Here is a 13,874-nt window from a genome sequence, read left to right as displayed (position 1 = left end):
GCTCAGACTAATCCCCGGTGCATTCCGCGGGAGGAATCGGTGCGCTCACGACGCGGACCGGACCGCGACCGGGCGCAGCGCCAGCGAGAGTCCGACGCGCTCGCCCGCCTCGAGGCGCTGACCCGCCGTGTGCTGGACGACGAGCTCCTCGCCCTGGTCGGTGCGCACCGTCGAACGGCGGACCGGCCCGAGGAAGCTGGAGGAGAGCACGACGGCCGGGAGGGCGCCGGCGGTGCTCTCGGTCACGATGTCGATGTCCTCCGGCCGGAGGAACGCCGAGACGGCACCCTCGGCGACGGAGGGATCCACCAGCGGCAGCCGTGACCCGAGGACGGCGACCTCGCCTCCCGAGACGACACCGGCCACGGCGTTCGAGAGCCCGACGAAGTGCGCGACGAACGGGGTCGAGGGCCGCGCGTACAGGTCCTCCGGCGCCCCGAGCTGCTCGATGCGGCCGGCGTTCATGACGGCGACGCGGTCGGCGACGGCGAGCGCCTCCTCCTGGTCGTGGGTCACGAAGAACGTCGTGATGCCGATCTCGGTCTGGATGCGGCGGATCTCGTCGCGCAGCTGCACGCGCACCTTGGCGTCGAGCGCCGACAGCGGCTCGTCGAGGAGCAGGACCCGCGGCCGGGTGACCAGGGCGCGGGCGAGGGCGACCCGCTGCTGCTGGCCTCCGGAGAGCTGGTGGGCGTAGCGGTCGCCGAGGGCGCCGAGCCCGACCAGGTCGAGCGACTCCTGGGCGAGGACGCGACGCTCTCGGGCGGCGATCCCGCGCGTGCGGAGGCCGAACTCGACGTTCTCGCGGGCGCGCAGGTGCGGGAACAGCGAGTACGACTGGAAGACCATCCCCATGTCGCGGCGGGCCACGGGGACGTCGGCGACGTCGTCCTCGTCGACGAGGATGCGGCCGGAGTCGATCCGCTCGAGTCCGCTGAGCGCCCGAAGCGCGGTGGTCTTGCCGCATCCGGACGGGCCGAGGAGCGCGACGAACTCGCCCGGCGCGACGTCGAACGAGACGCCGTCGAGGGCGCGGGCGGAGCCGTAGTGCCGGGCGACGTCGACGAAGCGCACGCGCGCTCCCGGCGTCGAGGGAGAGGGCAGCGCGGTCACGAGGAGCCTTTCGAGGTGGCGCGGTCGCCCAGCGGCAGGCCGATCCGCGCGAGGCGGCCGATCCCGAGCAGCAGGGCGAACGCGAAGAGGAGGGAGAGCAGCGAGAAGATCACGGCGACGTAGGCGTCGGACTTCGACACCTGGACGAGGCCGGTCTGCAGCGTGGTGCGGCTGAGCAGGGAGGCGATGGTGTACTCGCCGAGCACCACCGCGACCGTGATCAGCGCGGCCGCGACGAGCCCCCTCCGCAGGTTCGGGAGCAGGACGCGCGTCAGCACGCCGAACCAGCCGGCGCCGAGCGAGCGGGCCGCCTCCGACAGCGTGACGGCGTCGAGCCCCGCGAGGTCGGCGGCGATCGCGCGGTAGGCGTAGGGCAGCACGAGCACGCCGTAGGCGAGGGCGAGCGTCCAGGGCGCGGAGCCGACGAGGCGGGTGACCACGGAGTAGACCGGGGCCAGCCCCACGACCAGCACGATGGCGGGGACCGTCAGCGGCAGCAGGCAGATCAGCTCGAGCGGACGGCGCAGCCGCGGCAGGCGGATCTCGACCAGGAGCATCGTCGGCACCAGCAGGACGAGCACGATCAGCGCAGTGACCACCGCGAGGATCAGGGAGTTGCCGATGCCCTGGAAGAGGGAGCGGTAGCCGCGCTCGTTCTCGGGGTCGAGGATCGCGGTCCAGTGCGAGAGGTCGTAGCCGCCCGCACCGCGGAGGGTGAACTCGGCCATCGCGATCAGCGGGATCGCGAAGACGATCCCGGTGACGATCAGGACCACGCGGGACAGGAGCCGCCGGCTCATCGCTGCCACCGCCTCGCCCGCCGCTGGAGCAGCGCGTATCCGGACATCAGGACGATCATGACGACCAGCATCCCCAGCGCGAGCGCGCCGGCCATGTTCTCGCGACCCAGCACGGTCTCGCTGACCAGAGCACCGCGGATCTGCAGGGGCACGATCTGGGCGCCCTGGCTGATCAGCGCCGCCGCGGTCGCGAACGACGAGAAGGCGTTCGCGAACAGCAGCAGCACGGAGCCGAGGAAGGACGGCGCGAGAACGGGGACGGCGACGCGCCACCAGTAGCTCGGTGCACCGCCTCCGAGCACGGCGTTCGCCTCGGCCCACTCGGGTCGCAGACCCTCGAGAGCGGGCAGGAAGGTCAGCACCATCAGCGGCACCTGGAAGTAGAGGTAGGGCAGGACGAGGCCGGGCACCTGGTAGAGCCAGACGCCGTCGGCGTAGAGGTCGACTCCGGCGCCGGCGAGGAGGCTCGTGACCAGACCCTGGACGCCGATCGTGGCGATGAAGGCGAAGGCGAGCATGACGCCTCCGAACTGCGCGAGGACGCTCGCTGCCGCATCGACGACCGTGCGGAGCGGACCGCGCGGGTCGGCGCCGAGGAGGGCGAGGCAGACCACGGCTCCGAGGATCGCGCCGACGACGGCCGTGAACGCCGAGAGGCCGAGCGAGGCGCCGAACGCCGAGAGGACCACCGGGTCGCCGAGCGCGGCGACGTTCGCGAGGGTCGGTGCGCCGTCGCCGTCCACGAAGCCGGTGCCGACGGCGAGAGCGGTCGGCACCGCCAGGAACAGCAGCACGTAGACCGCGAACGGGACGACTCCGAGACTCTCGGGGAGGCCGCGCCGACCCCGGGGCGCAGAGGCCCCGGGGACGGCGCGGACGGAGGCGGACGTCACTGGATCGCCGCTGCCCACTTCTCGGCGAGCAGGGCCGAGGCCGCCTCGGTCTGCTCGGAGGTGAACTGGACGAGGTCGGCCGGCGCCTCGCCGACGGCGTCGAGCGCCTCCTGGTCGACCGTGCCGGCCTCGACCATCGCCGCCAGGCGCACGGGGTACGCCCCCGCGGCGAGGTAGAGGTTCTGAGCGGCGTCGGAGTAGAGGTACTCCTGCCAGAGGCGCGCGGCCGCGGGGTGCGGCGCGTCGGCGTTCACGGCCTGGTTGTAGTAGCTGCCGATCGCGGTCCCCGAGAGGACCGTGGTCGTCCACTCGCGCGTGCCCTCGTTCGCCTTCGCGGCGGCGAGGTTGTTGTAGCTCCAGTCGAAGACGACGGGAGTCTCGCCGGAGGCGATCGTCGCGTCGGTCGGGTCGAGCGGGAGGAAGTTGCCGGCGTCGTTGAGCTCGGCGAAGAAGTCGATGCCGGGCTGGATGTCGTCGGCCGAACCGCCCGACTGCACGGCGGCAAGCTGCACGGCGGCAGCAGCGGCACCGGCCTGGGTGGGGTCGCCGTTGATCGCGACGGAGCCGCGGTAGTCGGCTCCGAGCAGGTCGTCGAGCGAGGCCGGCTCGGGCACGGCGTCGGCGTCGTAGCCGATCGACATCAGGCCGGTGTAGTCGTTGACCCAGAGGCCGGTCTCCTCCTTGTTCTCGTCCGGGATGTCGGCCCAGGTCTCGACCTGGTAGGGCGCGAACAGGTCGGTGTTGGCGAGGGCGACGGCCGCGCCGAGATCGAAGACGTCGGGGGCGGTGTCCTGCCCGGCGAGGTTCTGCGCCGTGCTGATCTCCTCGGCCGAGGAGACGTCGGGGTCGGCCGAGTTGACGGTGATGCCGTACTCGTCCTCGAAGCCGGCGATGAGCTCGCCGTAGTTCGCCCAGTTGTCGGGCAGCGCGATGACGTTGAGCTCGCCCTCGGCCTTCGCGGCCTCGACCAGGGCGTCGAAGCCGCCGAAGTCCTCGGCGGAGGTCGCGGTGGCGGCGTCGACGTCCGACGAGCCGTCGGAGGTGCCGCCGGCGTCGGCGTCGCCGGAGCAGGCGGAGAGCGTGAGGGCGAGGGCGGTGGTCGCCGCGGCGATCGCACCGAGGCGCGAGATGCGCTGGATCTTCAAGGGTCCTCCAGGAGTCGGGTGGGCGGGCCCGACGGGCCGCCGCGTCGCACCGTAGGAGCGGCCCGCGACGCGGCGGAGACGCGGGGATGAACCGGCGGCCAACACCGGGCGGCGGAGCGGCGACGAGGCGGGGCGCCGATGTCGGAGCCGTTCGCTAGCGTGGAGCGCATCATGACCGAGCAGCTCTCCCCCGCGCTCGCGCGACGCATCGCCCTGGCCGCCCAGGGCTTCGGCACCGCGCGTCCGGCACGGGTCGGCACGCGGCAGATCCTCGGAGTGATCGATCGGATCCGCCCGCTGCAGCTCGATTCGGTTAACGTCTTCGAGCGCAGCCACTATCTGCCGGTCTTCGCGCGCCTCGGCGCCTACGACCGGGGTCTGCTCGACGCGGTCGCGTTCACCCCGAAGGGCCACTACCTCGAGTACTGGGCGCACGAGGCCGCCCTCATCCGCCGCGCCGACGTGCCGCTCTACCGCTGGCGGATGGAGTACTACCGCCGGGTGCGGCTCCCCGAGCACGAGGGGTGGGCGGCCGAGAACCGCGCCACGCTCGAGTGGTTGCGCGCGGCGCTCGCCGACGGCCCCCTCCGCGCCTCCGAGATCGAGCACGAGGCGAACACCCGCACCGGCCCGTGGTGGGGCTGGTCCGACATGAAGCGCGGGCTCGAGGTCCTGTTCCGATGGGGCGAGGTGGTGACGGCGGGGCGCACGCGCTTCGAGCGGTCCTACGCCCTGGCCGAGCAGATGCTGCCCCGCGAGGTGCTCGATGCCGAGGTCTCGACCGAGGAGGCGACCCGCGAGCTCGTGCGCCGCGCGGCCCTCGCCCACGGCATCGGCACCCTCGGCGACCTGGCCGACTACCACCGGCTCCTGCAGGCGCCGACCCTCGCGGCCGTCCACGACCTCGTCGACGCAGGCGAGCTCGAGCCCGTCGAGGTGCGCGGCTGGAACCGCTCCGGGCGACCGATGCCCCTGTGGCTGCACACCGGCGCCCGTCGACCGCGGTCGCTCCGCGCCGACGCCCTCCTCTCGCCGTTCGACCCCGTCGTCTGGCACCGCCCGAGGGCCGAGCTCTTCTTCGACTTCCACTACCGGATCGAGATCTACACTCCGGCGGCGCAGCGCGTGCACGGCTACTACGTGCTGCCCGTGCTGCTCGACGACGTCATCGCGGCGCGCGTCGACCTCAAGAGCGACCGGCAGCGGGGGGTGCTCCTCGTGCAGGCGGCCTGGCTCGAACCCGGTGCGCCGCCCGACACCGCCGAGCGCCTCGCCGCTCTGCTCGTCGACGCCGCGAGCTGGCAGGGGCTGGAGTCGATCGAGGTCGTCGGCCGGGGAACCCTCGCGCCGGCCCTCGCCTCCGCGCTCGCGCGTCCCACCGCAGGGGTCGTCGCATGAGCGCCGCGACCGTGCAGCGGCAGGGGACCATCGCGCTCGCGCTCTCCGAGAAGTGCGTGAGCCTCCTCCTCGAGCGGGGCACGACCAAGGGAGTGAGCTCGATCGACCTCGCGCACGCCGCGGGGATCTCGGTGCGCACCTTCCACCGCTACCTCGGCAGCAAGGAGGACTGCGTCCGCCCCGTCCTCTACGCGGCGATCGCGGCGATGGGTCGCGCTCTCACCGCGCGTCCCGCCTCCGAGCCGCTCAACACCGCGCTCGGTGCGGCGTTCGCCGCCGCCGCCTCGGGCCCGCAGCTCGAGCGCACCCTCCGCCTCATCCCGCTGCTCACCGAGACGCCCGCGATGCGCGCGGTCTGGGCCCAGTCGCTCCACGACGGCGAGGCCGCGCTGACACCGAGCATCGCCGAGCGGATGGGCCTCGGCCCCGCGTCGTTCCCCCGGGCCGCCGTCCTCGCCACGGTGGTGCTGGCGCTCGTGCGCCGGGCGCTCGTCGACGCGGTCGCGACGGGAACCGACCCGGCCCCGGTCTTCGAGGAGTACCTCACCACGCTCGACGGAGGCCCGCTGGCGGCGACCACGCCCGCCGTGAACTCCCCCGTTCCTGCTGAGGAGTACGACATCTGAGCTGCGCCCTAGAAGCGCGATCCCATCTCGGTGAGCCGTGCGACCCGGTCGGCGATCGGCGGATGGGTCGCGAACAGGCGTGCGATCGCCCCCGGCTTCGCGGGGTCCGCGATCCACAGGTGCGCCATCGAGGAGTTCTGCCGCCGCATCGGGCGGCCCGCCGACTCCAGCTTGAGCAGAGCGCTCGCGAGCGCATCCGGATGCCGGGTGGTCAGCGCGCTGGTCGCGTCGGCGAGGTACTCGCGCTGCCGCGAGATCGAGAGCTGCACGATCGTCGCGACGATCGGAGCGAGGACGAGCGAGACCAGGCCCACGATCATCAGGATCGGATTGCCGCCCCCGCGCCGTTCTGGTTGCCCCGCCCGCCGAAGAAGGCGAAGCGGAGGAAGACGTCCGACAGGAAGCCGACCGCGACGACGAGGCCGAAGACGATCATCGAGACGCGGATGTCGTAGTTGCGAACGTGCCCGATCTCGTGGGCCATCACGCCCTCGAGCTCCGCATCGTCCATGATCGCGAGCAGGCCGGTCGTCGCGGCGACGACGGCGTGCTCGGGGTCGCGCCCCGTGGCGAACGCGTTGGGCGCCGGGTCGTCGATCAGGTAGACCTTCGGCATGGGGGTGCCGGTCGCGATCGACAGGTTCTCGACGACCCGGTAGAGCCGCGGCTCGTCGCTCTTCTCGATCGCGACGCCCCCGCTCAGCGCCACCGCCTGACTCGCGGCGAAGAAGTACTGGAAGACGGCGTACGCCGCGGCCACCACGAGGACCACGATCACGATCGTCGTCGAGCGGTAGATCGCGGAGGCGAGGGCTCCGAGCCCGCCGATGATCGCCAGGAACAGCACGAGGATCAGCACAGTGTTCCGCTTGTTGCGGGCGATCGCGCTGTACAACGGAGCTCCTAGAACTGGACGCGCGGCGGCTCCGAGATCGCGGCGAGATCGCCGACCTCGAAGAACTCGCGCTCCGAGAAGCCGAGTCGACGCGAGAAGAGCGTGTTGGGGAACACCTTCACCTTGGTGTTCATCTCGCGGACGCCGCCGTTGTAGAAGCGGCGCGCCGCCTGGATCTTGTCCTCGGTGTCGACGAGCTCGCCCTGCAGCTGCAGGAAGTTCTGGCTCGCCTGGAGCTGCGGGTAGGCCTCCGCGACGGCGAAGATCGACTTGAGCGCCTTCTGCATGTGGTCCTCGGCGACGGAGGCCTCTGCCGGCCCCTCCGCCGAGAGCGTCTCGGCACGGGCGCGGGTCACCGACTCGAAGACCTGGCGCTCGTGCGAGGCGTAGCCCTTCACGGAGTCGATGACGTTCGGGATGAGATCGGCCCGCCGCTTGAGCTGGACGGTGATGTCGCTCCAGGCCTCGTCGACCCGGACGTTGAGGGTGACCAGGGAGTTGTACGTCGCCCACAGGTAGATCCCGAGGACGACGACGAGGGCCACGACGATGATGAGCGGGACGAGCCATTCCATGCCGACAAGTGTAGGAGTGCGCCCTCGCGCGCCCTCGCCGGTTCGGCGCATTCGCAGTGTCGGGCGGGGGTGCCGACTCCCGGAGGGAGGTCGTCTCGAGACTCCGCCTGCGGCGGTCACTCGACCGGCAGGGTGCTGCCGGTCGGATCGAGGCGCGACCGCTACTTCAGGGTCTTCTGCATCAGCACGGTGCTGAGCCAGCGCCCGAACTTGAAGCCCACCCGGCCCATCCGGCCGACCTCGACGAAGCCGTACTGCGCGTGCATGCCCAGCGACGCCTCCGCGCCCTTGTCGGCGATGACCGCCATGATCTGACGGATGCCGACAGCCTTGGAGCGCTCGAGGAGCTCCGACATCAGCGCCTTGCCGAGACCCTTCCCGGTCGAGGCGGCGCGGAGGTAGATCGAGTTCTCGACCGTGAACCGGTAGGCGCGCTTGGACGACCAGGGCGAGACCATCGCGTAGCCGAGGATCTGACCCGACGGGGACACCGCCACGATGAACGGGAGCCCGGCCTTCTGATTGCGCGCGAACTTCGTCCGCCACTCCTTGATCGTCGAGTCGTCCTCGTCGAAGGTGACGACCGTGTTGCGCACGTAGTGGTTGTAGATCTCGCGGATGTCGGGGAGGTCGGCCTCCCGGGCCTCGCGGATCTCGTAGGAGAAGTCGGGCTCCGGAGCCGGGACCCGGCGCAGGTGCGGCGGCAGGACGCGGCGCTGCTCGTACTCTTCCTCAAGCATCTGGGCTCCCTTTCACGGAACACTCGGGGACCGGCGCGTCGACGACCCGGTCCCGGACCCGAGCCAGCGTAGCGGCGGACTCCCCCGCCGCGCCGACACCCCGCTCAGTCGGCGAGGCTCCAGTCGACCGGCTCGGCGCCCCGCTCGATCAGCAGGGTGTTCGCACGGCTGAACGGCTTCGAGCCGAAGAAGCCGCGCGAGGCCGACAGCGGGCTGGGGTGGGCGCTCTCGATCACGCCCGCGTCGCCCAGCAGCGGCCGGAGGTTCGCCGCGTCCCGACCCCACAGGATCGCGACGAGCGGCCGATCGCGGGCCGCGAGGGTGCGGATGGCGTGCTCGGTCACCGCCTCCCAGCCCCTGCCCCGGTGCGACGCCGGCGCGCCGGGAGCCACGGTGAGGACCCGGTTCAGGAGCATCACCCCGTTGCCGGTCCAGGCGGTGAGATCGCCGTGCGACGGCGGCTCGACGCCGAGATCGTCGCGGAGCTCGCGGTAGATGTTCTGGAGGCTCCGCGGAACCGGGCGGACGTGCCGCTCGACCGCGAAGGAGAGGCCGATGGGATGCCCGGGTGTGGGGTAGGGATCCTGCCCGACGATCAGCACGCGGACGTCGGCCAGCGGCGCCGCGAAGGCGCGCAGCACGTCCTTGCCGGCCGGAAGGTAGGGGCGGCCCGCGGCGACCTCTGCGCGGAGGAAGTCGCCCATGGCCGCGATGCCCGGGCCGACCGGCTCGAGCGCCTCCGCCCAGCCCGGATCGATCAGTCCCGCTCCGGCCAGCTGCTGGAGGTCCACCGGTCAGCTCGCCGCGAGGGTCGCGACGACGACTCCGGAGTCGCTCCCGCTGGCGCGCCAGACCGAACCGGCCCCGCCGACCCGCAGGGCGCCCGTGCCGACGATGAGCACCGTCGACTCGTCGATCGCGACGCCTCCGTCGACCAGGCCCGACTCCACGGCGGCGACCAGCCGGCCGAGAGTGCCCCATTGCGCCGCGTGCACGTCGATCGAGACGTCGACCAGGCCGATGCCCTCGAGCACCGTGACCTCGTCGAGCTCCTCGGCCGCGGCCTCGGGGGCCACGGCGACCCCGCCGACGCGGAAGCCGCCGACGATCGCGCGGTCGGCCGCGATGGCGGCGCCCGCCGAGAAGCCCGCGTACGGGAGCCCCGACGAGACGAGGTCGCGCAGCTTCGCGAACGAGGGCTCGAGCGCGTCGCGGTAGGCGGGGGTGAGTCCGCCGCCGACGAGGATCCCGTCGACGCCGTCGAAGACGCCCGGGTCGATGCGGCCGCCCTCGGGCTTCAGCACCGCCACGGGCTCGAGCGGGGCGACGGCCGCGAGGAGCGCCGAGTAGTGCGCGTACGCCTCGGGACCGAGACCGTCGTGCACGATGACGATCGCGATCCGCGGGCCCTCGATCCGCCCCGCGTCGACGGCGCGGGTCCGCGCCTCGGCCAGGAACGCGCCGTAGAGCTGGGCGTCGTGCTCGGCCCCGCCGCCACCGCCGATCAGGTGGACGCTCACTCGTCGTCCTCGGCGAGGGCGCCGTCGACCGGAGGAAGGGCCGACCACGGGAACACGATCCAGCGCGGAGTGCGCCGCCAGAAGAAGTCGGGCTCGAGGACCGTCCGCGGCTTGGTGTAGAGCGTCACGGTGCGCACCTCGGCACCCATCGCCTGGATGAGCCCGACCGAGAGGGCGAGGGTGTGACCGGAGTCGGACACGTCGTCGACGAGAAGGACGCGCTTGCCGCGCACGGACGCCTCGTCGAGGAGGGGAGGGAGGACGACGGGGGCGGCGAGACGCGCCTCGACTCCGGTGTAGAACTCGACGTTGAGAGCCCCGCAGCTCTTGATGCCGAGTGCGTACGCGACGGCGCCGGCGAGCAGCAGCCCGCCGCGGGCGATCGCGACGACGAGCTCGGGGCGGTAGCCGGAGGCGACCACGTCGTCGGCGAGATGGCGTGCCGCGTCACCGAATTCGAGCCAGCCGAGCACCTCTTTCTCCGTTGCGGCGAGAAGGGCGGCGGAGTCGTCGGCGTCGGAAACCATGAGGGACAGGCTAGGGCGTCGCGCCCCTCCGCGTCACATCGCGACGCTCGCGCGAGCGCCGCCCGTCGCCCCCCGACAGGGCGGCGGATCAAGTGCTCGCAGAGGATCAGCCCCTCGGGGAGAGGGGCCCCCTGGCGACCTTGTGCGGTGCCGCCTGCGCGACCGGCTTGATCGTCACGAGATCCAGGTTCACGTGTGCCGGCAGCTCGACGGAGGAGACGATGGACGCGGCGACGTCCTCGGCGACCAGGGGCGCCGGCACCTCGGCGTAGACGGCGTCGGCGCGATCGCGGTCCCCGCCGAAGCGCACGAGCGAGAACTCCTCGGTGTGCACCATTCCGGGAGCGATCTCGATGACCCTGATCGGCTCGCCCGAGAGCTCGAGGCGGAGGACCGCGACGAGAGCGTGGGCCGCGAACTTCGCCGCGTTGTAGCCGCCTCCGCCCTCGTAGGCGACGTGACCGGCGATCGAGGTGACGGTGACGATGTCGGCCGAGCCCTCCGATCCGGAGTCGGCGATGCCGGCCCGCAGCAGCGGAAGGATTGCGCTGGTCACCAGCTTCACCGAGAGCACGTTGATCTCGAACATGCGGAGCCAGTCGGCGGGGTCGGACGCCTCGACCGAGTCGAGACCGAGCGCGCCACCCGCGTTGTTCACGAGAGCGTGCACCGCACCGCTGCCCGCGAGGTGGTCGCGCAGCGCGTCGACCTGAGCCGCGTCGGTGAGATCGGCGACGAAGAACTCCGCGCCGGTCTCGGCGGCGAGCGCCTCGAGCCGCTCGCGACGACGGGCGACCGCGACGACCTCCCAGCCGTGGTCGCGGAAGAGGCGGACCGTCGCCGCACCGATCCCTGAACTCGCTCCTGTCACGACGACGCGTCGAACCACGATCGTCCCCTTCCGTCAAGCATCGGACACCAGAGACTCCGTCGTCGGGCCCAACGCTAGCCTGGCCCCATGCACCCCGCCGACCCGTCTCCCGCCACGGGAGCGGTGACGGCTCCCCCCAAGCGGCGCGTCCCCCTCTGGGACAACGCGCGCTTCGTCTGCGTCACCCTCGTCGTCATCGGCCACGGGATCCAGAGGCTCACCGCCAACTCGGACACCTCGCTGATCGTCTACCTCACGATCTACGCGTTCCACATGCCCGCGTTCGCGATCATCTCGGGCTACTTCTCGAAGGGCGGGCCGCCGAACGCCCGCGCGATGCGCCGGGTGATGACCGACATCCTCCTGCCCTACCTGATCATGGAGACGGTCTGGACGCTCGTGCAGTTCGCCGTCGAGGGCAAGCAGGAGTTCAACCCGACGAAGCCGAGCTGGACCCTGTGGTTCCTGCTCGCGCTGGGCATCTTCCGCCTCGTGCTCCCCTACCTCGCGCTGCTGCGCTGGCCGCTGCTGATCAGCGTCGTGCTCGCGGTGGGCGTCAGCTACTACGACAACATCGACTCGACCTTCTCGCTCGCCCGCGCGATCGGGATCCTCCCCTTCTTCGTGTTCGGCTGGCGCCTGCGCGGCTGGAGGGTCGGCGCCAGGACTCTCGTCGACCGGTGGCTCGACCTGCGACCGGCGCAGCTGCTGGGCTGGCGCATCGGAGCGGCCGCCGTGTTCGCCGTGACCGTCGTGGTGATGACGGTGAACGTCGACGCGTTCCGGGCCGCCGACCTGCGCTACTGGTTCTTCTACGATCGGCCCTATGACGCCCTCGGCGAGACGCAGTGGTGGGCGGGGCTTGTCCGGCTCGCCCTGATGCTGACCGCCGTCGTGCTCTCGCTCGCCCTGTTCTGCCTCATCCCCCGCTCCCGGAGCGTGCTGACCACCTGGGGCCAGTCGACGATGTACGTCTACCTGCTGCACAGCTTCGTGCTCTACCCGCTCCGCGAATCGGGGATCCTCTCGGCCGCCGACAGCACCCTCGCGCTCGTGCTGATGATCGTGCTCTGCATCGCCGTCTCAGTCGCGCTCTCCCTGGGCTGGGCGCGCACCGTCTTCCACAAGCTCGTGGAGCCGCGCGCCGCGTGGCTGTTCGCCCCGGTCCCGGAGGAGCGGCCGGAGCGAGCGCACCGCACCGATCCGACCGGGTCCAAGCGCGATCGCCGACCGGCCGAGCAGCACGGCTCGCCGCGCTGACTCGCGGCGGTTACCCCGTGTGTCGGGCGCCCTCGCTCCCGCCCCGACCCGCGCCTAGGCTCATCGGCGACGGAGAACGGCCTCCGTCCACCGACTTCGACCCCGATTGGACGCACCATGACCGACCCCACGCAGTGGCAGTTCGAGACCAAGCAGATCCACTCGGGAGCCGCTCCGGACCCGGTCACGAAGGCCCGCGCGACTCCGATCTACCAGACCACCTCCTACGTCTTCGACAACGCCGAGCACGCGAAGAACCTGTTCGCGCTCGCCGAGTTCGGCAACATCTACACGCGCATCCAGAACCCGACCCAGGCGGTGGTCGAGGAGCGCCTGACCGCTCTCGAGGGCGGCTCGGGAGCGCTGCTGCTCGCCTCCGGTCAGGCGGCCGAGACCGCGGCCGTGCTGAACATCGCGCAGGCGGGCGACCACATCGTCTCCTCCTCCTCGATCTACGGGGGCACCTACAACCTGTTCAAGTACACGCTCGCGAAGCTCGGCATCGAGACGACCTTCGTCGAGAACCAGGACGACCAGGAGGAGTGGCGCCGCGCGGTGCGGCCGAACACCAAGCTCTTCTTCGCCGAGACGATCGGCAATCCCAAGATCAACATCCTCGACATCCGCTCGGTCGCCGACGTCGCGCACGCGGCGGGCGTGCCGCTCATCGTGGACAACACGATCGCGACGCCGTACCTCATCCGGCCCTTCGAGCACGGCGCCGACATCATCGTGCACTCCGCGACCAAGTTCCTCGGCGGGCACGGCACCGTGATCGGCGGCGCGATCGTCGACGGCGGCCGCTTCTCCTGGAGCGAGAACTCGGACCGCTTCCCGGGGCTCACCACGCCGGACGAGTCGTACCACGGGGCCGTCTACACCGCGGCGGTCGGCGACTCCCTCGCCTACATCATCAAGGCGCGCGTGCAGCTGCTGCGCGACCTCGGAGCGTCGATCGCGCCCGCGAGCGCGTGGCAGCTCATCCAGGGCATCGAGACCCTGTCGCTGCGCATCGAGCGCCACGTGCAGAACGCACAGGAGATCGCGGAGTACCTCGAGAACCACTCCGACATCGCCTCGGTGAACTACTCCGGCCTGCCGACCTCGCCGTGGTACGCGGCGGCGAACCACTACGCGCCCAAGGGCGTCGGAGCGGTGCTGTCGTTCGAGCTCAAGGGCGGCGTCGACGCGGGGCGGGCCTTCGTCGACTCGCTCACGCTCTTCTCGCACCTCGCGAACATCGGCGACGTCCGCTCGCTGGTCATCCACCCGGCGTCGACCACCCACTCGCAGCTGAGCCCGGAGCAGCAGCTCACCGCCGGAGTGACGCCCGGCCTCGTGCGCCTCTCGGTGGGCCTCGAGAGCATCGACGACCTCCGCGCCGACCTCTCACAGGCGCTCCAGGCCGCGCGAGCGGTCGTCGAGGCGTCGCGCGCGAACGCCTGAGTCCGCTCCCGGGAGCTCCTCGGAGGGACGGGGCCCGCGCCGCGGCGCCCGGTCTCGTCCCTCCC

General features: G+C 71.7%; 14 protein-coding genes and 1 pseudogene. 4 read left to right on the top strand and 11 right to left on the bottom strand.

The features are described from left to right. Positions 1-45 precede the first annotated feature (45 nt). From B9Y99_RS04610 to B9Y99_RS04595, 4 genes are read right to left on the bottom strand one after another with little or no spacing between them, the layout of a single operon-like run. Positions 46-1,113, bottom strand: a complete 1,068-nt coding sequence (locus tag B9Y99_RS04610; protein ID WP_085475378.1) for an ABC transporter ATP-binding protein — start codon at positions 1,111-1,113, stop codon at positions 46-48. Then, positions 1,110-1,913 (bottom strand): ABC transporter permease, encoded by an 804-nt coding sequence (locus B9Y99_RS04605; RefSeq protein WP_085476243.1) that lies wholly within the window; start codon positions 1,911-1,913, stop codon positions 1,110-1,112. Before B9Y99_RS04605 ends, B9Y99_RS04610 begins: the two co-directional genes overlap by 4 nt. Then, positions 1,910-2,806, bottom strand: a complete 897-nt coding sequence (locus tag B9Y99_RS04600; protein WP_085475377.1) for an ABC transporter permease — start codon at positions 2,804-2,806, stop codon at positions 1,910-1,912. Before B9Y99_RS04600 ends, B9Y99_RS04605 begins: the two co-directional genes overlap by 4 nt. Then, positions 2,803-3,945: an ABC transporter substrate-binding protein gene (locus B9Y99_RS04595; protein WP_085476242.1), complete on the bottom strand. Its 1,143-nt coding sequence runs from the start codon at positions 3,943-3,945 to the stop codon at positions 2,803-2,805. Before B9Y99_RS04595 ends, B9Y99_RS04600 begins: the two co-directional genes overlap by 4 nt. Before the next feature lie 177 nt (positions 3,946-4,122). On the opposite strand from B9Y99_RS04595, the gene B9Y99_RS04590 reads away from it, so the two are divergent. Further along, a complete protein-coding gene (locus B9Y99_RS04590) occupies positions 4,123-5,349 on the top strand; it encodes a winged helix-turn-helix domain-containing protein (protein WP_085476241.1) in 1,227 nt (408 codons plus the stop codon). Continuing rightward, positions 5,346-5,975: a TetR/AcrR family transcriptional regulator gene (locus B9Y99_RS04585; protein WP_085475376.1), complete on the top strand. Its 630-nt coding sequence runs from the start codon at positions 5,346-5,348 to the stop codon at positions 5,973-5,975. The genes B9Y99_RS04590 and B9Y99_RS04585 overlap by 4 nt, the downstream gene beginning before the upstream one ends. 8 nt (positions 5,976-5,983) lie before the next feature. Here B9Y99_RS04585 and B9Y99_RS19430 read toward each other — a convergent pair. From B9Y99_RS19430 to B9Y99_RS04550, 7 genes and pseudogenes are all read right to left on the bottom strand, one after another. Then, positions 5,984-6,870, bottom strand: a pseudogene (locus B9Y99_RS19430) (M48 family metalloprotease). Positions 6,871-6,878: 8 nt separating this feature from the next. Further along, entirely contained in the window at positions 6,879-7,445 is a 567-nt protein-coding gene (locus tag B9Y99_RS04575) for a LemA family protein (protein ID WP_085475375.1), read from the bottom strand. Between the two features lie 161 nt (positions 7,446-7,606). After that, the gene (locus B9Y99_RS04570; protein WP_085475374.1) at positions 7,607-8,185 is read right to left on the bottom strand and encodes a GNAT family N-acetyltransferase; all 579 of its coding nucleotides are present in this window, start codon (positions 8,183-8,185) and stop codon (positions 7,607-7,609) included. Positions 8,186-8,289: 104 nt separating this feature from the next. Continuing rightward, entirely contained in the window at positions 8,290-8,976 is a 687-nt protein-coding gene (locus B9Y99_RS04565; RefSeq protein ID WP_085475373.1) for a uracil-DNA glycosylase, read from the bottom strand. Between the two features lie 3 nt (positions 8,977-8,979). Continuing rightward, positions 8,980-9,705 carry a type 1 glutamine amidotransferase family protein gene (locus tag B9Y99_RS04560; protein ID WP_085475372.1) on the bottom strand — a complete coding sequence of 242 codons (726 nt, stop codon included), beginning with the start codon at positions 9,703-9,705 and terminating at the stop codon, positions 8,980-8,982. Beyond that, positions 9,702-10,232, bottom strand: a complete 531-nt coding sequence (locus B9Y99_RS04555; RefSeq protein WP_085475371.1) for a phosphoribosyltransferase — start codon at positions 10,230-10,232, stop codon at positions 9,702-9,704. Before B9Y99_RS04555 ends, B9Y99_RS04560 begins: the two co-directional genes overlap by 4 nt. Positions 10,233-10,338: 106 nt before the next feature. Further along, positions 10,339-11,121 carry an SDR family NAD(P)-dependent oxidoreductase gene (locus B9Y99_RS04550; RefSeq protein WP_244274767.1) on the bottom strand — a complete coding sequence of 261 codons (783 nt, stop codon included), beginning with the start codon at positions 11,119-11,121 and terminating at the stop codon, positions 10,339-10,341. A 69-nt stretch (positions 11,122-11,190) separates the two neighbouring features. Between B9Y99_RS04550 and B9Y99_RS04545 the strand changes: the two genes are divergently transcribed. Both B9Y99_RS04545 and B9Y99_RS04540 read left to right on the top strand, forming a co-directional pair. Then, positions 11,191-12,363 carry an acyltransferase family protein gene (locus B9Y99_RS04545; protein WP_129587890.1) on the top strand — a complete coding sequence of 391 codons (1,173 nt, stop codon included), beginning with the start codon at positions 11,191-11,193 and terminating at the stop codon, positions 12,361-12,363. Positions 12,364-12,480: 117 nt separating this feature from the next. Next, a complete protein-coding gene (locus tag B9Y99_RS04540) occupies positions 12,481-13,809 on the top strand; it encodes a bifunctional o-acetylhomoserine/o-acetylserine sulfhydrylase (protein WP_085475369.1) in 1,329 nt (442 codons plus the stop codon). Positions 13,810-13,874 lie beyond the last annotated feature (65 nt).

This window comes from Rathayibacter oskolensis, assembly GCF_900177245.1.
GTDB lineage: Bacteria > Actinomycetota > Actinomycetes > Actinomycetales > Microbacteriaceae > Rathayibacter > Rathayibacter oskolensis.
Note: the sequence above shows the minus strand (reverse complement) of the source record. Positions and strands in the feature narration are given on the sequence as shown.